This window comes from Rhizobium sp. 16-488-2b (assembly GCF_017741815.1).
Classification (GTDB): Bacteria; Pseudomonadota; Alphaproteobacteria; order Rhizobiales; family Rhizobiaceae; genus Rhizobium.
The window spans coordinates 476,411-497,944 of sequence record NZ_JAGHMF010000034.1 but is presented as its reverse complement, the minus strand read 5'-3'; the positions used below and the strand labels follow the sequence as shown (position 1 = coordinate 497,944).

Here is a 21,534-nt window from a genome sequence, read left to right as displayed (position 1 = left end):
TTCACCGTCTGCGGGCGATGAGCCAGACGAGATAAGGCGCGCCGGCGAGCGCCGCGAACAGACCCAGCGGCAACTCGTATGGGAAAGTCGCGGTGCGAGCACCGAGGTCGGCGATGATCATCAGCAGTGCACCGATCGCCGACGACGCCAGAAGCTGATGCGCCGGCTTTATGAAACCAGCGCGATGAGCGATATGCGGTCCCATCAGCCCGACGAAACTCAAAGGGCCGACCAGCAGCGACGCCGCGCCAGTCGCAAGCCCGGCGACGCAGATCATCGCGGTACGCGCGGAGCGCACCGGGACGCCGAGCGCAACCGGCACCGCGCTGCCAAGCGGCAGGATCGTCAGCCAGCGTGTAAAGAAGAGTACGATGCCCGTGCAGACGACCGCCAGAACAGCGAGCACGATCGACGACGCCGGCGTAGCCGTGTTGGACGAGCCGCCGAGCCAGGACAGGATCTGCCATGAGCGCTGATCGCCGATCGCAAGCAGCGCCGACAGAATAGCTGACGTCAGCGAACTGACGGCGATGCCAGCGAGCAGCAGCCATTCGGGCGACAGCTGGCGGCGGCTGGCAAAGGCGACGACGATGATCATCACGATCATGGAACCGATACCGGCGCCGGCGAAAAGCTCGGCGACGCCGGCAGCCGGCACGATGGTGATCGCGGCTGCAAAGCCAACACCGGCGCCGCCGCTGACACCCAGGACCTCCGGGCTTGCCATCGGATTGCCAGTCAGCCGCTGCAAGATTGTACCCGCGATTGCCAGCAGGCTGCCCGCAGCGGCCGAGGCCAGCAGCCGTGGCCAGCGCATGGGCAGTAAATCGGTGAAGTCCTGCGCCGAGAGCAGCGTGAACCCTGCGGGCGTCCGCGCCAGGAAAAGCACCAAGAGAGCGACCGCCGGCAGGAGAGCGAGAAGCAGGATCAGCCATGTGCGCGGTGCCCTCGCCTCGGTCACATGTGCGCGCTCCTCGTGCAGTTCCACCGGTTTGACCTTCGGCAGCAACCAGAGCAGTAGCGGGCCGCCGATCAGGGCCGTCATCGCGCCGGTCGGAAACGTCTCGCTGGTGGTGGAGCCGAGGAACTGCACCAGACCGTCGCACAGCCAGAGCAACAGGCCGCCCGCGATGGGCGATGCGAGGATGATGGCATGCGGCTTCCGGACACCCAGGCCGCGCATCAGGGCTGGCCCGGCAAGTCCGACGAAGCTGACCAGGCCGACGCTCGCCGCGACACCGGCCGCCAGCCCCACCGCGATCACTGCGACCGCCACGCGTATGCCGACGAGCCCGACGCCGAGCGATTTCGCGCCGCTATCGCCGAGACCGAACAGTGCCAGCGGCCGCAGCAGCAGGATGCTGGCGGCAAGGCCCGCGAGCAGTTCGAGCGCCAGCGTCGAGGCGACGGACCAGTCCTGCTGGCCGAGCGCGCCGCCGTCCCAGGTCACCAGCGACATGAGGTATTCACCCTGCGAGAGCGTCATCGCAGCCGACAATGCACCGCAGGTGATGCCGACGAGCAGGCCGGAGACGACCATGGTGACCGGATCGAAGCTGCGGTGCCAGCCGAGAAGGAAAACCAGCGCCGTTGCGCCGGCGGCACCAGCGAGCGCGACCAGCGCGCGGTATCCATCGAGGATCGCCGGAAAAAACAGCGTCGTCGCGACGATGGCGAGCTGGGCGCCGGCCGAAACGCCCAATGTCGAGGGGTCGGCGATCGGGTTTCTGAGCAGCCGCTGCAGCAAGGCGCCGGCGAGGCCAAGAGCGGCGCCGGCCAGTATGGCGACGGCGGCTCTTGGAAAGACCCCGTAGGCCAGGATGATCTGCTCGGTGGTCATGCTGTCGGGTACAAGCGGCAGCGATGGCCAGGCGGCGAGCGGTAGGAAGGCGAGTGCCTGCTGCAAGAAGAGCAGGACCGCAAGTGCTGTCGTGGCGGCGAAGAAGATCCAGGCTGTGCGCGATGTCAAAGCGTCTCTCCGCCTTTGACGAGCGCTTCGCTCAAGAGCCGCGCGAAGCGAAGCCCGGCGGTGATGCCGCCATAGGGGTTGACGTTGCCGATGTTGACGACACGCCCTTCTTTGACCGGCTTGAGCGACTTCCAGATCATGCTGTTGCGCAGACTGCTTCGCGCCTCGACGGGGATATCTGAAACGATGACGATACGCGCCTCGGGATTGGCGGCGAGGTTTTCCATGGGTACCGGCGCTGCAAACGTGAAGCGTGATCGGTCCGTCCAGGCATTCGGAAGACCGAGCCGCTGCAGGATGTCTCCGAACATGCTGTCGGCGCCGAAGGCGCGAAAGTGACGGGAATCGCCGATATTGATGATGTAGGTCGGCCGTGCCGCGAACGGAACGAGCTGTTGGCGAAGGCCCGCCAGCAATGCGTCCTGCTCGGTCAGCACCTTGGCCGCGGCGTCCGTCCGACCGAGCAGATCACCCAATTGCGAGACGGCGTTCAGCGCCTTGGCATAGGGCGGTTCGCCCTGAACGTAGAAAGGCAGCGAGTAGACGGGGGCGATGGCCTCCAGCGCCGGCTGATGCCTGACGTAGAAGGGCGAGATCAGGATGAGTTCGGGCTTCAGCAGGTGCAGCAGCTCGAAATTGGGCGAGCCGCGCAGGCCGAGATCGACGACGGAAGACGGGATCTGCGGCTCGACAGCGTCGCTGCGGAACTGCAGGAGCTCGGTGGCCGCAATCGGGGTCACGCCGAGCGCCATCAGGGTTTCAAGCATCGCCCAGTCGATCGCCGCGATGCGGCTTGGCCTTGCCGCCGCCTTCGCATCCCATGCAACGGCAAGGGCAGCGAGCAGGCCAAGAGCCTGCCGCCGCCCGATCAGAGCTGACCTGTTGGAATTGTCTGAAATCATACGCCCACTTTATCTGCCAACTACCAGGCAAAACTCAACCTGGCCATGACCGTGCGGCCATCACCATAGGTGCAACCGAACGAGGAGCAGCTTGAGACATAGTTCTTGTCCGCAATGTTCTTGAGATTGAGTGACGCGGTAACACCATCCTTCTTGTAGCGGATCGCCGCGTCGAGAAGCGCCACGCCACCGAGATCGAATGTATTGGCGGTATCGCCATAGCGCTGTCCCACATATCTCACGCCACCGCCAATGCCGAAGCCATCGAGATCGCTTCCCTCCTGGAAGGTGTAATCGAGCCAAAGGCTGGCGGCGTTTGCCGGAACGTTGTCCAGGCGATTGCCATTGTCCGTTCGCCCCAGAATTTCCGTGTCCATGTACGTGTAGGCGGCGTGCAGGTCCAGCCCGTCGGCGAGACTTGCCACACCTTCGAGTTCCACGCCCCGCGCGTGCACCTCACCGATCTGCGCGATCGTCGTTCCGCCGCCGGGAAGAGCGACCGTGTTCGAGACGTTGTTCTGGCGGAGATCGAAGACGGCGGCGGAGACGAAGCCGTTCCAGCCCTCGGGCTGATACTTGACGCCGATCTCCACCTGCTTGCCCGTCGTCGGGTCCAGCAGCTGGCCTGTTGTCGGCACCGGAACCGGCTCGAAGGAGGTGGCGTAGCTGATATAGGGGGCAATGCCATTGTCGAAGACATAGCCCAGCCCGGCGCGACCGGTCAGCTTGTGATCATCCTTGTCGAGCGACCGCTCGACGTTGGTTCTGCCATTCAAGGAGGTGCCGCTCGTGCTCGCCCAATCCTGCCGGAGGCCAAGCGTCGCGCGCCAATTGTTGTAGGCCATCTCGTCCTGGATGTAGACGCCAAGCTGCTGCAGGTCGGAGACGACATGCGCGTCCGTCGTCTTTGACGTCAGCCTGATCGGACCACCATAGACGGGATTGAACGCATCAAGCGGCGTCGCGCTCCAGAATTGGGTGCTGGCATCGTTGGCGAAGTATCGGTAGTCGAGGCCGACAAGCAGCTTGTGATCGACGTCGCCGGTATCGAATTCGGCGAGGAAATTGTTGTCGATGTTGAAGGTGTTGAGGTTTTCGTCCTGGAAGGTCGCGTTGCGATTGATGGTCCGGCCGTCGGCGGCGAGACCTGAGGTGGCCATGCCAAGCGCCTGGTAATTCCAGTCGAAATTGGAATAGCGAACGTTCTGGCGGAAGGTCCAGACGTCGTTCAGGCGATGTTCGAACTCGTAGCCAAGGTTTGTCAGCGTGCGCGAGGAACGATCGAAGCTCTCGTCGCCGACGAAGAAGTCGCGCGAGAGCCGATTGTTCGTTGCGTTGAGTGTCAGCTGGGCCGGCAGGCTGGATGGGGTGCTCGGGTTGTCGTGCTGGACGCTGGTGAGGATCGTCAGCTTGGTGTCGTCATCGGGCTGCCATGTCAGCGCCGGGGCGATGAAATAGCGATCGTTATCGAGATTGTCCGTCTGGGCACCGGCGGCGCGCACCAGGCCCGTGACGCGATAGGCGAAGTCGGAGCCATCGCTGAGCGGACCGCCGACATCGAAGTACGAGCCGTAGGTGTCATAGCTTCCTGCCTGCAGGCCGACTTCGCCGAAACGCTCGAACACCGGCCGCTTGCTGATCAGGTTGATCATGCCGCCGGGATTGCCCTGGCCGTACATGACCGATGCCGGGCCCCTCAGGACCTCGATGCGCTCCAGCTGGTAGGGATCAACCGCCGGCGCGCCGGCGGTGCGCATCATCTTCAGGCCGTTCAGATATTGCGACTGGCGACCGTCGAAGCCGCGGATTCTCGGAGAATCGAAACGCGGATCGGAGCCATAGGGCGTGCCGGAAACACCGGGCGTATATTCGACCGCCTGCCCGACCGTTTCGGCGCCCTGGGCGCGGATCTGATCGGTGGTGACGACTGAAATGGATTGCTGGGTCTCAAGTAGCGGCGTCCCCGTCTTGGTCGCGGTCGAACTGGTCTTCGCGACGAAGCCTTTTACGGGGCCCTTCGGATCTTCCGCCCCCTTGGCTTGCACGGTGATCGGCGCAAGCGCCGTTGCGCTGTCGCCATCCTCAGCGCGCAACTGCGCCGGAGCCGTTACCGATACGCCCACCACTGCCGTTGCTGCCAGCGCTTCCATGAAACTAAGGTGTCTTGCCACTCTACCGCCCAATCCAGTCACGATCCGAAAACTGGACTTGTTTAGTCATCTTATCCTATTTCATCCAATAAATGACAGGGGGTATTTTCATCATTCTTGCTTATGATATTTTCAGACGCTCATAGTTTATAATTATTCTGAAGCGCACCCCACATGACGAACCCGGACTCACGAAGACCTGCCCGCAACGCTTCCTTTGAACTGCGCCACCTCAAATATTTCGTGGCGCTTGTCGAGGAGCGCAATTTTGAGCGCGCGGCCGCGAGGCTAGGCATCGCGCAGCCGGGCCTGAGCCAGCAGATCATGAGCCTTGAGGAGATTCTCGGAACGTCGCTTCTCGATCGCACGAGACGGTCCGTCCATCTCACGCAGTCCGGCCAGGTGCTCTACGACGAGGCGACGAAGATCCTCGCTCAGGCGGATGTCGCGATGGTGGCGGTCAACAGGGTCAGTCGCGGCGAGACCGGGCGCGTCTCCATCGGATATGTGGCGTCGGCCGCCTATTCCGGCGCGGTCGTGCAGTCGATCAAGGCCTACAAGCGCGATCATCCCGGTGTCGAGATCGAACTGACGGAGATGGAACTGCGCAAGCAGCTCACCCGCATCGTCGAGGGCCTGCTCGACTTCGCCTTCATTCGCGGCCCTGCGCCCATCCCGGATGGCCTTGCCACCCATATCATCCGCCGCGAGCCCTTAGTCCTGATGGTGCCGGATGGACATCCGCTGACGCTGGAGCGCGGCGCCGCCAATCTTGCCGGCCTCGCTGGCGATGTGTTTTTGACACCGCAGCAACCGCGCGACGTCGGCTTCCACGGCACGACCTTTGCTGCCTGCAAGGAAGCGGGCTTCGAGCCGAACATCAATTCCACGTCCTGGGACTTCACGGGTATCGGCAGCATGGTTGCGATCGGCGCGGGCGTGGCGATCGTGCCGAAATCGCTCGAATGCGTCAGGCTGCCAGGCATCCGATACGTGCCGCTGCCGCATGCCAACGTGACATCGGATCTCGTCGTCGCCTACAGGAAGACCGAGGCGTCTCCGGCTGTGCGTGCGTTCATTGCTCACAGCAAACGCAACCTGTGACCCCAAAAACAAGCGCCTCGCGCGAAACGCTCGGTTGATTTGAGCTTGAGGCCAGCCAAGGCCCGTGCTTTCATCACCTGGGGCGGAAAGCTGTGGGAGAATTGCGACGTGACAGCAGATGCGGGAACGCTGCACCGCCCTCCGACCGGCAGTCTGCTGCAGCGGGAGTGGTTCCTTGCAATCAGCGCGCTGACAAGCCTCGCCTTCCTATTTCACGGTCCGGCGCTGTTCGCGCTGCTCGCCAATCCCTTCTGGCTGACGCTGATCTTCATCTGGCTCTTCTCCGTCGTGCTCGGCTCGGCACTAGCAGTGGTGCGGCATGCCGATCACCTTGCCGAGCGCCTGGGCGAACCCTATGGAACGCTGATACTGACGCTCGCGATCACCACGATCGAGGTCGTGGCCATCACCGCCGTGATGCAGCATGGCGAGAACAACCCGACGCTGGTCCGCGATACGCTCTTCGCCGTTGTCATGATCATCCTGAACGGAATGGTGGGGTTATCTCTTCTCCTCGGTGCATGGCGGCGGCATGAGCAGAGGCATAACTTGCAAGGCGCGAACGCCTATCTCGGCGTGATCGTGCCTTTGGCAACGCTCAGCATGATCATGCCGAATTTTACCCACCCCAGCGGCGGACCGGGCTATTCGACCGTCCAGCAGACGGTGCTGGCGTTCATCTCGGTCGGGCTCTACGGCGTGTTCCTGATGCTGCAGACAGGACGCCATCGGGGCTTTTTCATCGACGATACCGAAGAAGCGCTACCTCAAAGTCGTCACCACGATCATCAAGGACCGCTTTGGTGGCCGATCGTGATGCTCGCGCTTTACATGTCGCTGGTCGTGTTCCTGGTCGAGCAACTGGCGCCGCCGATCGATTATTTCATCGAGACGCTACGCGCGCCGGCGGCCCTTGGCGGCGTGATCATGGCCGTTCTGGTGGCGACGCCCGAGGCGATCAGCGCGGTGCGGGCATCGGTCGCCAATCACCTGCAACGATCGGTGAACATCTTCCTCGGCTCGGTGCTCTCGACCATCGGCCTCACCGTCCCCGCCATGCTCGTCATCAGCCACCTCACGGGAAACCCCGTCATACTCGGCCTCGAACACAGCAGCCCGATCATGCTGGTGCTGACGCTCGCCTTGAGCATCATCACCTTTTCCAGCGGCCGCACGCATCTGATGCAGGGAGCGGTGCACCTCGTTCTCTTCGTGGCCTATGTCCTCTTGATCTTCGAGACTTAGAGGCGATCAGCTTGCCCGGTCGCCTTTCGCGTCAAAGACGTGAACATGCTGTGCGGGGAAGCTGACATTGACATCCGGGCCCGCCGCCAGCGCCGCCCGGTCGAGCGTGAAGATTTTGAACGGCAACCCATGCAGCGATAGGTGCAGGATAATCCCGAAGCCAGTCGGCTCGATCAGCTCGACGCTGGCCTTCATGCCGGTCTCCTCGGACGTCATGACGACATGCTCGGGGCGAATGCCGAGCGTGACCTTATCGCCGTCTGCAAGCTTGAGCGGATTGGACAGCGCGACAACGCTGCCATCCTTCAGCTGCGCGCCGCCGTTTCTATAGGTCGCATCGAGGAAGTTCATGCCCGGGGAGCCGATGAAGCCGGCGACGAAGAGATTGGCGGGGCGATCATAGAGCTCGAGCGGGCTACCCACCTGCTGCACCACCCCGCCATACATGGCGACAATCCGGTCCGCCAGCGTCATTGCCTCGATTTGGTCGTGGGTCACGTAGATCGAGGTCGCCTTCAGGTCGCCATGCAGTTTCTTGATTTCGGCGCGCATCTGCTCGCGCAGGCGGGCGTCGAGGTTGGACAGCGGCTCGTCGAACAGGAACGCTTTCGGCTGGCGCACGATGGCGCGGCCCATGGCAACGCGCTGGCGCTGACCGCCCGATAACGCCTTGGGGCGGCGCTCAAGCAGCGGATCGAGCCCGAGCTTGGAGGCAGCCGCGCCGACGACACTGGCGATCTTGTCCTTGGCCGTCTTCCTGAGCTTCAGGCTGTAGCTCATGTTTCCGGCGACATTCATGTGCGGATAGAGCGCATAGGACTGGAACACCATGGCGATGTCGCGGTCCTTCGGATGAAGCTCGTTGACCCGGTTGCCGGCGATGCGGATCTCGCCCGAGGTCACATCCTCGAGGCCGGCGATCATCCTAAGCAACGTGGACTTGCCGCAGCCGGACGGCCCGACGAGCACGACGAACTCGCCATCATCGATCTTCAGCTCGACGTCCTGAAGGACGTGGACATGGCCAAACGATTTCTTGACGTTCTGGATATCGATCGATGCCATGTGATTAACCCTTGACCGCGCCGGCCGTCAGGCCCTGGACGAGGTAGCGCTGGATGAGAAGGAAGAAGAGACCGGCCGGGATGAGCGCGAGAACACCCGCCGCCATCATCTGTCCGAAATCGACCGAGAATTTGCCCACGAAAGTCAGTAGCCCGACCGGGAAGGTCGCTGCGTCGTTGCCGTTGATCAACATCAACGCGAAGAGCAGCTCGCTCCAGGCCGCGGTGAAGACGAAGCCGAGCGTGGCTGCGATCCCCGGCAATGTCAGCGGCAGGATGATCTGGCGAAACGCGGTGAACTGCGTCGCGCCGTCGATCATCGCGGCCTCCTCGAGATCCTTCGGAATGCCGTCGAAGAAGGACTGCATCAGGAAGGTCGCAAAGGGCACGTTGAAGGCGGTGTAGACGACGACGAGGCCGGTGAGGCTGTTGGTCAGATGCAGCGGCGTCAGGATCTTGAAGATCGGCGCGACCAGCATGACCAGCGGGAACATCTGCGTCAGCAGCATCAGCGCCACGATCCAGTATTTCGCCCGGAAATTGAACCGCGAGAGCGCATAGCCCGAAAGCGAGGCACAGATCGTGACGACGACGGCGGTCGAGGCCGACACGATAAGGCTGTTCTTGAAGAATGTCGGGAACGCGCTGTGCTGGAGAACGAAGCTATAGTGCTCCCAGGTCGTGCGCGACGGCCACATCCGGACACCTTCGGAATAGAGAAGGTCGTTGGGCGTGACGGAGACCTTGAGCAGCCAGAACAGCGGAAACAGCGCGAATACGATGTAGCACAGGATCGCCAGACGGTGCGCGATGGTGGGGATGATGGATCGTCTCATGGCTCAATCCTTGTTCAGCAGGGTCTGCCGAAGCAGGATGATCAGCATGGAATAGGCGAGCAGCAACACCAGCAGCACAAGCGCGATCGCCGAGGCGTATCCGAAATCGAGCCGCTTGAACGCCTGGGTGAAGATATAACTGGCAACGATCTGCGTACGGTCGGCCGGACCACCGCCGGTCATAACGACGATGAGATCGGCGAAGTTCGACACCCATACGGTGCGCAGCAGCACGGTGATCGCGATCGTCGGCGCGAGAAACGGCAGCGTGATCGAGCGGAACCGCTGGAACCAAGTGGCGCCGTCGATCGAGGCTGCCTCGTAGAGGTCACGCGGAATTGCCTGAAGGGCGGCCAGCAGCGTGATGGCGAAGAAGGGAATGCCCCACCAGACATTGGCGATGATCGGCCCCCACATGGCGTACTGCGGGTCGGAAAGGATGTTGCGCGGCTCGCTCATAAGGCCGAGCGCATAGAGCCAGTGCGGGATAGGCCCGATCACCGGGTTGAACAGCCATGCCCAATTGAGGCCGGCGAGAAACGACGGGACGGCCCAGGGCAGAAACACCAGCGCCTGGACGAGGCCCCTGCCCCAGAACGGCTTGTCGAGCAAAAGCGCGAGGATAAGCCCGAAGATGAACTGCAGGACGACCGACGCGCCGGTCCACCAGAGCGTGTTCTTCAGCGCGCCATAAAAGGCGGCGTCCTTGGAGAGGTCGCGAAAATGCTCCAGCCCGACAAAGCCGCCGGAAAAGGGGTTCAGAAGCTGGATATCGCGGAACGCATAGGACACGCCGATCACCAGCGGCACCAGCATCACGGCAATGATGAGGACGAGCGATGGGGCGCTGTAGAGATAGGGTTCCGAGGCATCGGCGACGCGCTTCAGCCACGACCGGCGGTCACGGCGACTGTCGAGCGTATCGGCGGTCATGGTCATCTTGGGCGGCTTTCATGGTTCGACTATAGGACCCCGATCGGGGGTAGCCCCCTCATCCGCCTGCCGGCACCTTCTCCCCGTTGGGGAGAAGGGATTTGCCGCGACGTCTCCATTCCCTTCTCCCCTTGGGGAGAAGGTGGCCCGTAGGGTCGGATGAGGGGGCTGCTTGCTCTAAGCCCGCTTACTTCTTCGCGAGGTACTTCTGCTGAGCCTTGGTCAGATAGTCCGCCCACTGGTCAGCCAGTTCCTTCGGCGTGATATCGCCGAGAAGCGCCTGCTGCGTCGTCTTGATGGCGAGCGAATCCTTGAAGAAGGCGAATTCCTCGAGGTAGGTCGGCATCACGGTCGGGACGATGTTCTTGTCGGCCAGTTCATCGAACCAGCCCTTGAACTGCTCGCTGGCGTAGAAGGGATCCTTCTCGGCCGAAGTATGAACCGGAAGAGCGCCGGTGCGCTTGTTCCACTCGATGTTGCCTTCGGGCGATTCAAGCGTTTCGATCAGCTTCCAGGACAGATCCTTGTTCTGGCTGGTGGTGAACATCGACCAACCAGCAAAACCGATGGTCGTGAAGCCCTTGCCGCTCGGGCCGACAGGCATCTTGGTGACGCCGAAATCTTCCGGCTTCATGCGCTGGGCAACCGCGATCAGGGCATCCGGATCCTGGTCGAGCATGGCGCAGGTGCCGGAATAGAAGCCGGCGACGGTCTCGTTGAAGCCCCAGTTGACGCTGTCCTTCGGCGCCAGGCCCTTCTTGTAGAGATCGACCACCCACTCGAGACCCTTGGTCCAGCCTTCGCTGTTCATGGTCGAGGTGCCGTCGTCGTTGAAGAACTTGTTGGAGCCGGCCATCGTCGCTCCGAACATAACCCAGCCGTTCAGGCCGCCCGGTCCGCCGCGCAGGCAGTAGCCGGACTTGCCGGGAAGCTTGGAGACCTTTTCGGAGGCGGCGACGAACTCGTCCATCGTCTTCGGCGGTTCGGAAACGCCGGCTTCCTTGAAGAGGTTCTTGTTGTAGAACAGCGCGCGCAGATAGAAGCCGTAGGGCAGCATGTAGGCGGTGTTCTTGACGTCGCGGCCGAGTTCCAGCGCGCGCGGCGTCAGGCCTTTGGTGTATTCCCACTTTTCGAGGTAGGGCTCAAGGCTCTCCAGCATGCCGTTGTTGGCGTAGAGCGAGAGCCAGGTATCCGGCATTTCCATGACGTCAGGGGTGTCGCCCGCCGATACCATGGTCGCGAACTTCTGGAACGCTTCGTTCCAGGGCAGCGAGATGATGTCGACCTTGGTGCCGGGATTGGCAGCTTCGAACTTGCCGACAAGCGATTTCAGGGTTTCGGTGCGCTCGGGGCTGGTGATCACCTCGACGAGCTTCAGCGTCGTGTCGGCCATCGCCGTACCCGCCATCATCGTGGCCAGCAGCGTTGCGGTTATCAGTCTTTTCATGCTCAGTTCCCCCTTCCAGGTTTTTCCTCTGTTTCTGGACTTTTACGAAGCGACGGAAAGCGCCTCCTCGATGTCTCTCCACAACGCCTCGGTTCCTTCGAGGCCGACATGGAGGCGTACGGACCGCGCGTGGATCCCGAAGGTATGCGCGGAACTGGGCTGTGCCTTCTGCTGAAGGACGACCTCGCCTGGTACGATCAGGCTTTCATGTCCACCCCAGCTCACTCCCAGTTTGAAGAGCTTGAGGTGATCGGCGAAGGCGCGAATATCGACGCCTTCGCGGAATATGAACGAGAACAGCCCCGACGTGCCGTTAAGACCCGCCGGCAGGCGGTTGGCCAGGCCCGGATGGCAGACCGTTTCGACGACATCGAGATCCTGCAGGCGCTTGGCGATCGTCATGCCGGCCGCCTCGTGCGCCTTCATGCGGATCGGCAAGGTGCGCATGCCGCGGATCAAAAGCCAGGCATCGAAGGGCGACAGCTTGCCGCCGAGATAGGGATAGGATTCCGCCTTGACGCGGGCGACCATTTCCTTCGAGCCGGCCACGACGCCGGCGACAACATCGCTGTGGCCGCCGAGGTATTTCGAAGCCGAGTGAATGACGAGATCGACGCCGAGCGTGATCGGCCGCTGGAAGACTGGGCTTGCCCAGCTGTTGTCGATCATGGAGATCACACCATGTTGCTTCGCCAGAGCCGCGAGCGCGCCGACATCATGCGCTTCCATGACCCAGCTTGTCGGGCTTTCCATGTAGAACAGCTTGGCGCCGGGCAGCGCCTTGGCGACGGCCTCCTCATCACGGCCGTCGACATAGGTCACCTCGACCTTCATGCGCTTCAGGACCGTACCGAACAGGCGGAAGGCATCGGGATAGACATGCTTGACGGCGACGATGCGGTCGCCCGGCTCGACGAAGGCCAGCACCGCCGACGAGATCGCCGCCATGCCGCTGGCAAAACCCAGCGCATCCTCAGCACCCTCGAGCTTCGCCAGCATCTCCTCGAACATGCGCACCGTGGGATTGAGGCCGCGCGTGTAGATCGGACGCACCTTTTCGCCGCGATAAGAGGCGATCATGTCGTCGTAATCGGAGAATGTGAACAGCGACGTCTGGAAGATCGGCGGCACCACTGCTTCGGCGAAGTTTCCTTCGTCGTGCGCGGTGATGAGGGACGCGAATTCGAACGGGTCTGAACCGTTGCTCATTGGGACATTTCCTTGATGTCTTCCTCGACGAACGCGAGGATTTTCAGTGTCTCTTCGCGCGCCGCCTCGGGATCGCGCGCGGCGATCGCGTTGAAGAGCGTGCGGTGAAAGGGAAAGGAACGGCGGGCGAAGTCCTGCCGCTCGAAAGGGTGCTGCCAGAACTGCCAGAAGGTCTCGCGCATCTGCTCGAGAAGCTGGCGAAACAGCGGATTGTGGCTGGCATCGTAGATGGCGAGGTGGAAGGCCAGATCCTCCGGACCCGAGGTGCCCTTTTCCAGATGGACGCGCTCCATCTCGTTGAGCTTCTCTTCTATGACGACAAGGTCCTGAGCGGTGCGCTTCTTCGCGGCCACCATGCCTGCCTCGCACTCGATGCCACGGCGCACTTCCAGCGTCTGCAGCAGGGCGTTGCGCAGGTCCGTCGCATGCAGCGACAGCGGCATGTGAATGGTCGCCTTGGAGATCGGCTTCAGCAGATAGGTCCCGCTGCCCTTGCGCGTCTCGATCACACCGAGCGCCTGGAAGTGCCGGATCGCCTCGCGAATGGTCGAGCGCCCGACCCTGAGGTCCGCCATCAGCTCGCGCTCAGCCGGCAGCCGGTCACCGGCCTGCAGGCGCGCATCTTCCACATAGTCCGCCAACGCATCCGTTACCTGACGCGCGCGATCCATCGCCGGAAGCGGCCGGATAACCGGCCTATCGCTGTTTGGTGCCTTCATGGTTCCCCAATATTTTTATAGGCAGCCGACCTTTAAATTGGTCTGACATCTTAGCATTTCACATAGATTAGTGACTCGTCAAGATGTCGTGACTGGCTGATCCGGGTTGCCCACAATGGCCGTACGCCCCTCCGATAAGGTACGAATGTACCTCTAACGAGAGCCCGGATTTGCCGCCGAAACCACCGCCTTGACCTATCCGATTGAAATCGTGAGATATTATTTGGCGCCTCGTAAGAGCAATTGGTTTAGCTCAAGAAAAGACCTAAGCCACTCAAATTTGAGCCAGCCCTGCCTCTTCTCGGTAACCGAGGGCCTGAAATGGAGGTCGTCGGGGAAGCACGGAGTCGAGCTAGTCGAAACAGGCGTCGATCGCGGGCGCTAGCCGGCCTGCCCCACACGAGATGAGAGGCTGAGCGACTGTAAAGTCGGTCTCCTTTTGGATCTCGGCAAGCTCGGAATTCTTTTGGACAACGTCCTAGTCATTGCCTTCCGCGACCGTAAAAGAATATCGTGGAGCATTCTCGTTGCCCATCGCAGACACCGGACCTCCGCCGTCGGGTCGTTGATGCCGGCAGAGTTATTCTGCAAACTGCCTGTATGAAAAAGCTTGGCAGAACATCCAGAACACCAGAAGAAACTCTCCTAGGTATCGCACGCGCGTCCCAAAAGCTTGGCGACATTGTGACCGCGCGCGCGTCACTGGAGAAGCTAAGAAGTTGCCAACCTCCGGTGCATCTCGCGGACGAAATAGACCGAGTAGCAGCGCTTGTTGAGGTCGACTATCAGCGAGAACGCCTCCTTGGCGAGGGCGCTCTGCTTAATCTCGACCATTTCTTTGTCAAGTTGGGAATAAGTCGCGGACGCTATCCCGAAGCTGTCCTCGAGGCGGCCCGGAAACATAAGTCAGCCTTATCCGCCGTAACTTGAACCGGCTTGCGCGATGAGGTCGTCAGTGACTTCCGTGGCTTCTGCGATAAAGACCTCGTTCGGCTCGTTTGCCGAGATCAAGAAACAGCCATCACCGTCGTGCATGTCCGCTACGACAGTCATGATGCCGTCTTCCACGTCAACTAACACCCAACGCCCCTCGACGAACTCGAAGCGGCGTAAGGCTGTGCCTTGGATATAGGTTGGCTGGGCATCGATTGTGTCAACCTTCCACTCAGCTTTCTGAAGGTCGAAGAGCTCGGCGGCCACGTCGTTATACGACAACGAGCACCCGGTCGTCTGCTTTCCAGAGGTGACACCGAAGAAGTAGGGCCGTGCGTCATATTCGAAAAATACGATGATCATTGGATGCTCCTGTGAAAGCGAGGCGCACACCACCACGGCGTCTACAAGATCTTAACCCAGGTGCATCATGGCACGATCATGTAGACGTTGCGCGGATAGCTTGGTTTGGAGACGGCTCGGCATGCTCAAGGACTTGGCGAATGTCTCTGCCGAACACGAACCGACCAAGTGAGTGCCCGACGCTCTACATGGGGATGTGGAACTATATCTTCGATACGTGGCCGCACGAACGTGAACGCCCACGCGGTGGCGAGCCTAAATGAAAAGCTTCTCGTCTCGTTCATCCAATAGATAAGGCGTCAGATGGAACGAATTTTTGCTAAGATGCGCTCATAACGCTATGATTTCATTCGGTTGTAACATTTTCGCGGAAACGTTACAACCGATCAAACTGCTACAATGGTGTTCACTTTGCTGGCTGTGGCGCGAAAGCGGGCGATCGGTAGAAATCGATGCAATTCGCCAATATCGAATTTACGCGACCCCCGTATATCCGTCCTGTTGACAGGGCAAAGAGACCGGAGGTGACTGGCGTGAACGGAATTGGCATCAGTATCGTAAAGGATCGGTCCAATCCTGGATTCATCGTGCGCTACTATACGGGGGCTCGGGAAGACTACGAGGTATACGATGGAGACAGCGGACTTTTTGTTGCCCTCGACAAGGTCAACCCCGACAGGCATTTGCGCGGCATCTGGATCTACAAAGTCTTAACGGTTCAAAATAGACTTCTCTCGGAACTAGATGATCCCCATGGCGCGGTCGTCGAAGTGCTCTTTGATACCACACACGACTTCCATTTCCTTGTCGGCCGTGCTCCCGGACCAGAGGTCAGGCTTGTCGGAACCATGGATGAGGTAGTGGCGGCAATGCCGGCGGCAGAGCGGCCCTCTGCCGACTACGACCCGGTCGAACTCGGCCTCAGCATTCATGCGCGGGTAGGCGCTTTAGCGGACGATGGATTTTATGAGTCCGACGCGCCTAGGGAAGGTTTACAGAAAGCAGAAGTCTCGAAGGCTAGCCGCAGCGAACGAACCGTCTTTGACGATATCGTGGAGGCACCGGCTGGAACCAGCATAGTTGAGCTCTGGCGATTTGCCAAAATCGACCCGCGCAAGGACTTGGCGTTCTCCGACTGGTCAGACGTCGATTTTGGAGATGCTGATTTGTCGGGCTGCAACTTCGAGGGCGCCAACCTGAGCGACAGCGACTTTAGCCGCGCCAAGATCGATGGGATGAACTATGATGGCGCCAACATCACGGGTGCTAAATGGCCGACGGGATACATACCCGATGCCGACGGTGAAGGTACTTGGACGATGTGACCCCTGGGCACGAGGTGGTAGGACTTGCTGGAGCTCAAGAGGAACGGCGGCAAGGAGAAGTCGGTGGCGCAGGCGTGCTATGGGCGGATGGGCTTCAAGACCTTTCCAACGGCTCAACTCTGTGCGGTCTGCACCTATCGTTGCGTTTAGATTTTCCGGTCTGGCACGAACGCGATGACGAATTCCGTAACCTTTTCCGACGCCATCTCGCAGGGCCTCAGCATCGGTCGATCGCTGGAGAGGAGATACAGGTTAAAGGAGACAATCTCGCCTCCGCCTAGCTCCTCTGCGAAAAGCCAGACACGACTGCCGTCATCGGACCGCTTGACGGTCGATCCCCATCTTCTCCCATTCAAATGGCCTTCGACATATCCTGCGGGAAACGCAGCAAGCGCCCGCTGAAAATCCGGCGTCGCCGTGGTCGACGTTCCATTCATGGTAGGAGACATTCTTCGCAAATCCCACAGCAGTCTTCGTCAATCGCGGCCGGGCGTCCGCAGCAGTCGCAACGCGACATCATTCCTTCCCGGCAGGAGTTCCTCTCCGGCGGCAAGATCTCCATTTTGTCGTCGTCGAACAGGTTCGTGAAGATGATGTCGTCCATATCGCAGCTCCGGGGGATCGACGTTGAGATGGTGATGCCGGCCCGGCAGTCAAGATGGGCGCCTTGACGGTTTATAATTGGACGACATTTCGGTCTCATGACCGTAATCCCTTCGCCTCCCTTCGAAGATCATCCCGATCGCTTCCTCAGATGTCAGGAAGCCATGGAATCCGCGATCGCGTCGGTCGCGGCATCTGCCATTGGGGTGGGTTGGCAGCCAGAAGAGGTTGCGGCCGCTCTCGTCGAGCTGGCCGACAACCATATGCTTGCGCTGCTTGCAAATCGTGACCTTGCGCGCGATCTTGCGGTTCTCAAGAGATAGGATATCGCCCTTCATGTGCGGCAGGTTTACGTTGGAGCATGAATGGCCGGCTTTCGTCGATCTTTACGATCTCGCTTGGGATACAGAGCGCGGTAGGAACACGCAGGCGCGGTACAACATCGCTCCCACCCAGACGGTCCTGATTGTTCACAACGATCCGGAAGGGAAGCAGGTCGCCGAGGAAGCGCGGTGGTGGTTGGTGCCGTTTTGGGCGAAGGAGATGCCGAAAGCAGCCATGTTCAATTCGCGGATCGAGACGGTCGACACCGCGCCAGCATTCCGCGAAGCCTTCAAGTCGAAGCGGTGCCTTATACCTGCGTCGGCATTCTACGAATGGACGGTCAGCGACGCTGACGGGAAGAAAGATCCATGGCACATCCACCTGCCCGGCGACGACCCATTTTCGTTCGCGGGAATCTGGGCGCACAACTCGGCGCTTGGCGTAACAAGCTGCTCGATCGTCACCATGCCCGCTGGTCAGCCAATGTCCAAACTTCACGACAGGCAGCCGGTAATATTGGACCCGGCCGCTTACAAGGAGTGGCTTGATCCGGCGACTCCGGCCGCGAAGGCGAAGGAGCTGTTGAATGAGAACCTTGATGACCGGCTGGAATTCCATCGTGTCTCTCGCGACGTCAATTCCTCACGGTTCGAGGGCAAGCCAATGCCGGAGGTCAACCCGCTTTGACGGTTACGACGAACCTCGTTGTCGAACTCGTTCGCGCCGCGAACGGCGTCGGCAAGCTAGCCCCGCCAGAACGACGGCACCTGCTGAGGAAGGGCGTCACCGCATCAGGAGCGCTGCGAGGACTTCTCATCACCACGGGCAAGGCCGCTCCACTGGATCGGTCTGACGAGCATGTCATCGAAGAGATCGCCAGGGACATAGAAGCCATGAGTGACGAGACGGTCGCGAAGGCTCTGCTTACGCTCGCGGACAAAATTCGCACCATGCGGATACTCAATCGCGAAGACGCGTAATCACCTGTCCGTCTAGTGAAGGCTCGTTGGTTTATTTCGATTGGCGTGGGCATGCATGAGCATGATGCCTTGCTCCAACAGGAGTTCAGCAGCAGCAAGATCGGCGGCGCCGAGGTTGCAGGACATGCCGCGGATCGTATTCGCGACGCACATAGAGTTCGTCACGAAGGTAGCGTCGCCATGTTCCTCGGCTTCGTCCGCGCTCGCCTCTAGGGCGTCTGCGACGGTCTCGAGCAAGCTGGAGCGCTCGACCAACGTCATCTCGGTCAGGGTCTTCGAAATTCCATGCATGATGATCTCCTCGCTCACAGACCTCGGGTCCGGGCGGTGGCTCTGATAAGTTCTGGGCGGTGACCTGCAGATGGCGATGCGCTGCGGCGGATGCAAGTCATGGCTGCTCACAGGCGGACGCATGCCTTATGGCGGCCATTGAGGCGTGGGGTTCTGATAGCTATCCCAGATGCCGCTGAAGGGCTTCAAGCATAGGCCGCTGGCCCTTGAGCATCTTCACACCTGCAACTTCCATGGAAAACCAGCCGGCGCGATCCACCTCGGGAAAGCTCTTCTGCTGTCCTGACTTCGGCGGCCATTCCATCGTGAAGGTCTCACTCTTGATATCGTCCATGTCGAGCAGCGGATTGGCTTCGACACACCATGCGACGACGGTCTTTCCACTGGGCTGTCGATACTCGCCCAGCGCTACGAACTCTCCATCGACGTCGACGCCCAGTTCCTCTCGGGTCTCGCGTACGGCCGCATCGAAGTCGCTCTCGCCTGACTCGACCAATCCTTTCGGGATTGACCAAGCGCCCTCGTCCTTTTTCGCCCAGAACGGGCCGCCGGGATGGACGAGGAGAACCTCGACCACGTCGGACGTCCGCCGAAACAGAAGGAGACCTGCGCTACGGGCGGACATGACGATACCGATGGTTCAGGACAGGCAAAGAGCCCGATGTTTCATCCATTTGGTCGAAGATGTTGATTTGCACTGAGAAGTGACCCGGCATTTGCGCCGAGAATTGACCCGCCTCTTAGGTATGTTTCGGGTCGGTGGTGGTGGTCAAGTTCCTACTTTTCTCCTTTGCGGTTTTGGGTTCATGCGCTGAGCTGTTCTTGAATCGGAAGCTGTCGTTTCCGGTTTCGAGGATGTGGCAGTGATGGGTCAGGCGATCGAGCAGCGCTGTGGTCATCTTGGCGTCGCCGAAGACGCTAGCCCATTCGCTGAAGCTCAGGTTGGTAGTGATGATGACGCTGGTCCGCTCGTAGAGTTTGCTCAACAGATGGAAGAGCAGTGCACCGCCTGACGCGCTGAATGGCAGGTATCCAAGTTCGTCGAGGATAACGAGATCGGAGTGTATGAGCCGGTTTGCGATCTGACCGGACCGTCCTTGAGCTTTCTCCTGCTCGAGAGCGTTGACCAGTTCGACGGTCGAGAAGAAGCGAACCCGCTTATGATGATGCTCGATGGCTTGAACGCCGATCGCCGTGGCGACATGCGTTTTACCTGTGCCGGGTCCGCCGACCAGAACGATGTTGTTGGCCTCGTCGAGGAAGTCGCAGCGATGAAGCTGGCGCACGAGCGCCTCGTTGATCTCGCTGCTTGCGAAGTCGAAGCCGTTCAGATCACGGTAGGCGGGAAAGCGTGCCGTCTTGAGCTGATAGGCTGTCGATCTGACCTCCCTTTCTGCCGTCTCCGCTTTGAGGAGCTGCGACAGGACCGGAATCGCGGCCTCGAACGCCGGGGCTCCCTGTTCGGTCAGTTCCCCGACAGCCTGGGCCATGCCATGCATCTTCAATTGTCGCAGCATGATCACGATCGCACCGCTTGCTGGGTTATGGCGCATGGCGAACCTCCGTCTTTCTCAGGGTGTCGTAGCGTTCGACGTTGGCCTTTGGTTCATTGGTGAGTGTCAGTGCCTGGGGCGCGTCTATCGTCGGCGGCGTGAAGGTTTTGCCATCGACGAGACGATGCAGCAGGTTCAAAACATGCGTCTTGGTTGGAACGCCCGACTTCAGCGCCATGTCGACGGCCGATAGGACGGCTTGTTCATCGTGCTGCAGGACGAGCGCCAGGATGTCGACCATCTCACGATCTCCGCCGGGCTTCTTGAGCAGGTATTGCTGCAAGGTCCGGAACGCGTCCGGTAGCTCAACGAACGGCGCACCATTGCGAAGAGCGCCGGGCTTGCGCTGTACGACAGCCAGATAGTGCCGCCAGTCGTAAACCGTCTGCCCCGGCCGGTCGTGGGAGCGATCGATGACGCGGTGATGCTCGCAGACTATCTGACCTTCTGCGGCGACGACGACACGATCCGGATAGACCCGAAGACTCACCGGACGATTGGCAAACGATGCCGGGACGCTGTAGCGATTGCGCTCCAGATGCACGAGGCAGGTGGGTGTGACCCGCTTTGTATACTCGACGAAACCGTCGAATGGCCGAGAGACCGGCATTAATGCCAGAGCCTCCTCAGCCCAGATATCGGCAATGGTGCCACGCATCTGGCCGTGTGGGGTCTTCGCCCAGAACTCCTTGCACCGAAGCTCAAGCCAGTCGTTCAGGGCTTCCAGCGATGGAAAGCGTGGGATCGGTTGAAAGAAGCGATGACGTGCATCCTGAACGTTCTTCTCGACCTGTCCCTTCTCCCAGCCGGACGCAGGATTGCAGAACTCCGGCTCAAACACATAGTGGCTGGCCATCGCCAGGAAGCGGACATTGACGTCGCGCTCCTTACCACGGCCGACCTTGTCGATTGCCGTGCGCATGTTGTCGTAGATGCCGCGGCCGGGGATGCCGCCAAACACGCGGAATGCATGATTGTGGGCGTCGAACAGCATCTCGTGCGTCTGCAACAGATAGGCCCGGACGATGAAGGCGCGGCTGTAGCTTAGCTTCGTATGTGCGACCTGCAGCTTCGTGCGCTCATTGCCGATGATCGCCCAGTCCTCCGACCAGTCGAACTGGAAAGCTTCTCCGGGCTCGAATGCAAGAGGCACAAATGTGCCGCGCCCCGTCGTCTGGAATTCCCTCTGCCGGTCTGCTTTCCATTCCCTTGCGAAGGCTGCAACACGGCAATAGGAACCGTCGTAGCCGAGGCCCACCAAGTCGGCATGGAGTTGCTTCAGGGTGCGCTTTTGCTTGCGGCCCTTCTTGGACTCCGTCTTTAACCAAGCCGACAGACGATCTGCGAATGGATCGAGTTTGCTCGGCCGCTCCGGCACCTTGAACTTCGGCTCCACGCCGTTCAGGCGCAGGTATTTGCGGATAGTATTCCGGGATAGGCCGGTCCTGCGGCATATCTCCCGGATGGATAAATGGTCTCTAAAATGCCAGCGTCGGATCACGCTCAATAACGCCATGTCGATCACTCCATAGCTCCCGCTGAAAACACGCGGAGCAAGGTTCAAAACATGGGTCAATTCTCGAT

General features: G+C 60.6%; 22 protein-coding genes. 6 read left to right on the top strand and 16 right to left on the bottom strand.

What is annotated here, in order from left to right; translation table 11 throughout:
- Window position 1 precedes the first annotated feature (1 nt).
- Genes fhuB through J5286_RS25805 form a run of 3 tightly spaced genes read right to left on the bottom strand, consistent with a single transcriptional unit; the run spans window position 2 to window position 5,021 of the window.
- Window positions 2–1,969 carry a Fe(3+)-hydroxamate ABC transporter permease FhuB gene (gene fhuB / locus J5286_RS25815; RefSeq protein ID WP_209192833.1) on the bottom strand — a complete coding sequence of 656 codons (1,968 nt, stop codon included), beginning with the start codon at window positions 1,967–1,969 and terminating at the stop codon, window positions 2–4.
- Entirely contained in the window at window positions 1,966–2,871 is a 906-nt protein-coding gene (locus J5286_RS25810) for an iron-siderophore ABC transporter substrate-binding protein (protein ID WP_209192831.1), read from the bottom strand. The genes fhuB and J5286_RS25810 overlap by 4 nt, the downstream gene beginning before the upstream one ends.
- 20 nt (window positions 2,872–2,891) lie before the next feature.
- Window positions 2,892–5,021: a TonB-dependent siderophore receptor gene (locus J5286_RS25805; protein ID WP_209192992.1), complete on the bottom strand. Its 2,130-nt coding sequence runs from the start codon at window positions 5,019–5,021 to the stop codon at window positions 2,892–2,894.
- A 174-nt stretch (window positions 5,022–5,195) separates the two neighbouring features.
- On the opposite strand from J5286_RS25805, the gene J5286_RS25800 reads away from it, so the two are divergent.
- Complete coding sequence (locus J5286_RS25800; protein ID WP_209192830.1) at window positions 5,196–6,125, top strand: LysR family transcriptional regulator; 930 nt, start codon at window positions 5,196–5,198, stop codon at window positions 6,123–6,125.
- Window positions 6,126–6,233: 108 nt separating this feature from the next.
- Window positions 6,234–7,370 carry a calcium:cation antiporter gene (locus tag J5286_RS25795; RefSeq protein WP_348529288.1) on the top strand — a complete coding sequence of 379 codons (1,137 nt, stop codon included), beginning with the start codon at window positions 6,234–6,236 and terminating at the stop codon, window positions 7,368–7,370.
- 6 nt (window positions 7,371–7,376) lie between these two features.
- Here J5286_RS25795 and J5286_RS25790 read toward each other — a convergent pair whose 3' ends face one another.
- The 8 genes from J5286_RS25790 to J5286_RS25760 form a co-directional block, all read right to left on the bottom strand.
- Window positions 7,377–8,435, bottom strand: a complete 1,059-nt coding sequence (locus J5286_RS25790) for an ABC transporter ATP-binding protein (RefSeq protein WP_209192828.1) — start codon at window positions 8,433–8,435, stop codon at window positions 7,377–7,379.
- 4 nt (window positions 8,436–8,439) lie between these two features.
- Window positions 8,440–9,270, bottom strand: coding sequence for a carbohydrate ABC transporter permease (locus J5286_RS25785; RefSeq protein ID WP_047503993.1), 831 nt, complete (start codon window positions 9,268–9,270; stop codon window positions 8,440–8,442).
- A gap of 3 nt (window positions 9,271–9,273) precedes the next feature.
- Window positions 9,274–10,209 (bottom strand): carbohydrate ABC transporter permease, encoded by a 936-nt coding sequence (locus J5286_RS25780; RefSeq protein ID WP_018901263.1) that lies wholly within the window; start codon window positions 10,207–10,209, stop codon window positions 9,274–9,276.
- Between the two features lie 181 nt (window positions 10,210–10,390).
- Entirely contained in the window at window positions 10,391–11,650 is a 1,260-nt protein-coding gene (locus tag J5286_RS25775) for an ABC transporter substrate-binding protein (RefSeq protein WP_018901262.1), read from the bottom strand.
- A 42-nt stretch (window positions 11,651–11,692) separates the two neighbouring features.
- On the bottom strand, window positions 11,693–12,859 hold the full coding sequence (locus tag J5286_RS25770; RefSeq protein WP_209192826.1) for a PLP-dependent transferase: 1,167 nt from the start codon (window positions 12,857–12,859) through the stop codon (window positions 11,693–11,695).
- Complete coding sequence (locus J5286_RS25765) at window positions 12,856–13,578, bottom strand: FadR/GntR family transcriptional regulator (RefSeq protein ID WP_209192825.1); 723 nt, start codon at window positions 13,576–13,578, stop codon at window positions 12,856–12,858. The genes J5286_RS25770 and J5286_RS25765 overlap by 4 nt, the downstream gene beginning before the upstream one ends.
- 711 nt (window positions 13,579–14,289) lie before the next feature.
- Complete coding sequence (locus J5286_RS31570; RefSeq protein WP_280638499.1) at window positions 14,290–14,412, bottom strand: hypothetical protein; 123 nt, start codon at window positions 14,410–14,412, stop codon at window positions 14,290–14,292.
- Window positions 14,413–14,490: 78 nt separating this feature from the next.
- Window positions 14,491–14,874: a hypothetical protein gene (locus J5286_RS25760; RefSeq protein ID WP_209192824.1), complete on the bottom strand. Its 384-nt coding sequence runs from the start codon at window positions 14,872–14,874 to the stop codon at window positions 14,491–14,493.
- Window positions 14,875–15,398: 524 nt separating this feature from the next.
- On the opposite strand from J5286_RS25760, the gene J5286_RS31655 reads away from it, so the two are divergent.
- Entirely contained in the window at window positions 15,399–16,199 is an 801-nt protein-coding gene (locus J5286_RS31655) for a pentapeptide repeat-containing protein (RefSeq protein ID WP_209215390.1), read from the top strand.
- 433 nt (window positions 16,200–16,632) lie between these two features.
- Here the strand turns inward: J5286_RS31655 and J5286_RS25750 are convergent, their stop codons facing one another.
- Entirely contained in the window at window positions 16,633–16,803 is a 171-nt protein-coding gene (locus J5286_RS25750) for a hypothetical protein (RefSeq protein ID WP_209192820.1), read from the bottom strand.
- A gap of 163 nt (window positions 16,804–16,966) precedes the next feature.
- Here J5286_RS25750 and J5286_RS25745 point away from each other — a divergent pair, with 163 nt between their 5' ends.
- Genes J5286_RS25745 through J5286_RS25735 form a run of 3 tightly spaced genes read left to right on the top strand, consistent with a single transcriptional unit; the run spans window position 16,967 to window position 18,106 of the window.
- Window positions 16,967–17,125, top strand: coding sequence for a hypothetical protein (locus J5286_RS25745; RefSeq protein WP_209192819.1), 159 nt, complete (start codon window positions 16,967–16,969; stop codon window positions 17,123–17,125).
- A gap of 13 nt (window positions 17,126–17,138) precedes the next feature.
- The gene (locus J5286_RS25740; protein ID WP_209192817.1) at window positions 17,139–17,813 is read left to right on the top strand and encodes an SOS response-associated peptidase; all 675 of its coding nucleotides are present in this window, start codon (window positions 17,139–17,141) and stop codon (window positions 17,811–17,813) included.
- A complete protein-coding gene (locus J5286_RS25735) occupies window positions 17,810–18,106 on the top strand; it encodes a hypothetical protein (RefSeq protein WP_209192816.1) in 297 nt (98 codons plus the stop codon). The genes J5286_RS25740 and J5286_RS25735 overlap by 4 nt, the downstream gene beginning before the upstream one ends.
- 12 nt (window positions 18,107–18,118) lie before the next feature.
- Here J5286_RS25735 and J5286_RS25730 read toward each other — a convergent pair whose 3' ends face one another.
- From J5286_RS25730 to istA, 4 genes are all read right to left on the bottom strand, one after another.
- A complete protein-coding gene (locus J5286_RS25730) occupies window positions 18,119–18,397 on the bottom strand; it encodes a hypothetical protein (RefSeq protein WP_209192814.1) in 279 nt (92 codons plus the stop codon).
- A 160-nt stretch (window positions 18,398–18,557) separates the two neighbouring features.
- Complete coding sequence (locus J5286_RS25725) at window positions 18,558–19,022, bottom strand: NUDIX hydrolase (protein WP_209192813.1); 465 nt, start codon at window positions 19,020–19,022, stop codon at window positions 18,558–18,560.
- A 115-nt stretch (window positions 19,023–19,137) separates the two neighbouring features.
- Window positions 19,138–19,950 (bottom strand): IS21-like element helper ATPase IstB, encoded by an 813-nt coding sequence (istB, locus tag J5286_RS25720; protein ID WP_209192812.1) that lies wholly within the window; start codon window positions 19,948–19,950, stop codon window positions 19,138–19,140.
- Window positions 19,940–21,466, bottom strand: a complete 1,527-nt coding sequence (istA, locus tag J5286_RS25715) for an IS21 family transposase (protein ID WP_209192990.1) — start codon at window positions 21,464–21,466, stop codon at window positions 19,940–19,942. The genes istB and istA overlap by 11 nt, the downstream gene beginning before the upstream one ends.
- Between the last annotated feature and the right edge of the window lie 68 nt (window positions 21,467–21,534).

Excerpts from the sequence above, each read along its gene's own strand:
- J5286_RS25805 (WP_209192992.1), bottom strand. The coding sequence starts at position 5,021 with ATGGAAGCGCTGGCAGCAACGGCAGTGGTGGGCGTATCGGTAACGGCT.
- J5286_RS25760 (WP_209192824.1), bottom strand. The coding sequence starts at position 14,874 with ATGATCATCGTATTTTTCGAATATGACGCACGGCCCTACTTCTTCGGT.
- J5286_RS25780 (WP_018901263.1), bottom strand. The coding sequence starts at position 10,209 with ATGACCATGACCGCCGATACGCTCGACAGTCGCCGTGACCGCCGGTCG.
- J5286_RS25770 (WP_209192826.1), bottom strand. The coding sequence starts at position 12,859 with ATGAGCAACGGTTCAGACCCGTTCGAATTCGCGTCCCTCATCACCGCG.
- J5286_RS31570 (WP_280638499.1), bottom strand. The coding sequence starts at position 14,412 with ATGGTCGAGATTAAGCAGAGCGCCCTCGCCAAGGAGGCGTTCTCGCTG.
- J5286_RS25740 (WP_209192817.1), top strand. The coding sequence starts at position 17,139 with ATGTGCGGCAGGTTTACGTTGGAGCATGAATGGCCGGCTTTCGTCGAT.
- istB (WP_209192812.1), bottom strand. The coding sequence starts at position 19,950 with ATGCGCCATAACCCAGCAAGCGGTGCGATCGTGATCATGCTGCGACAA.
- istA (WP_209192990.1), bottom strand. The coding sequence starts at position 21,466 with ATGGCGTTATTGAGCGTGATCCGACGCTGGCATTTTAGAGACCATTTA.
- J5286_RS25800 (WP_209192830.1), top strand. The coding sequence starts at position 5,196 with ATGACGAACCCGGACTCACGAAGACCTGCCCGCAACGCTTCCTTTGAA.
- J5286_RS25745 (WP_209192819.1), top strand. The coding sequence starts at position 16,967 with ATGGAATCCGCGATCGCGTCGGTCGCGGCATCTGCCATTGGGGTGGGT.
- J5286_RS25765 (WP_209192825.1), bottom strand. The coding sequence starts at position 13,578 with ATGAAGGCACCAAACAGCGATAGGCCGGTTATCCGGCCGCTTCCGGCG.
- J5286_RS25785 (WP_047503993.1), bottom strand. The coding sequence starts at position 9,270 with ATGAGACGATCCATCATCCCCACCATCGCGCACCGTCTGGCGATCCTG.
- J5286_RS25775 (WP_018901262.1), bottom strand. The coding sequence starts at position 11,650 with ATGAAAAGACTGATAACCGCAACGCTGCTGGCCACGATGATGGCGGGT.
- J5286_RS25750 (WP_209192820.1), bottom strand. The coding sequence starts at position 16,803 with ATGGACGACATCATCTTCACGAACCTGTTCGACGACGACAAAATGGAG.
- J5286_RS25730 (WP_209192814.1), bottom strand. The coding sequence starts at position 18,397 with ATGCATGGAATTTCGAAGACCCTGACCGAGATGACGTTGGTCGAGCGC.
- J5286_RS25790 (WP_209192828.1), bottom strand. The coding sequence starts at position 8,435 with ATGGCATCGATCGATATCCAGAACGTCAAGAAATCGTTTGGCCATGTC.
- J5286_RS25725 (WP_209192813.1), bottom strand. The coding sequence starts at position 19,022 with ATGTCCGCCCGTAGCGCAGGTCTCCTTCTGTTTCGGCGGACGTCCGAC.
- J5286_RS25810 (WP_209192831.1), bottom strand. The coding sequence starts at position 2,871 with ATGATTTCAGACAATTCCAACAGGTCAGCTCTGATCGGGCGGCGGCAG.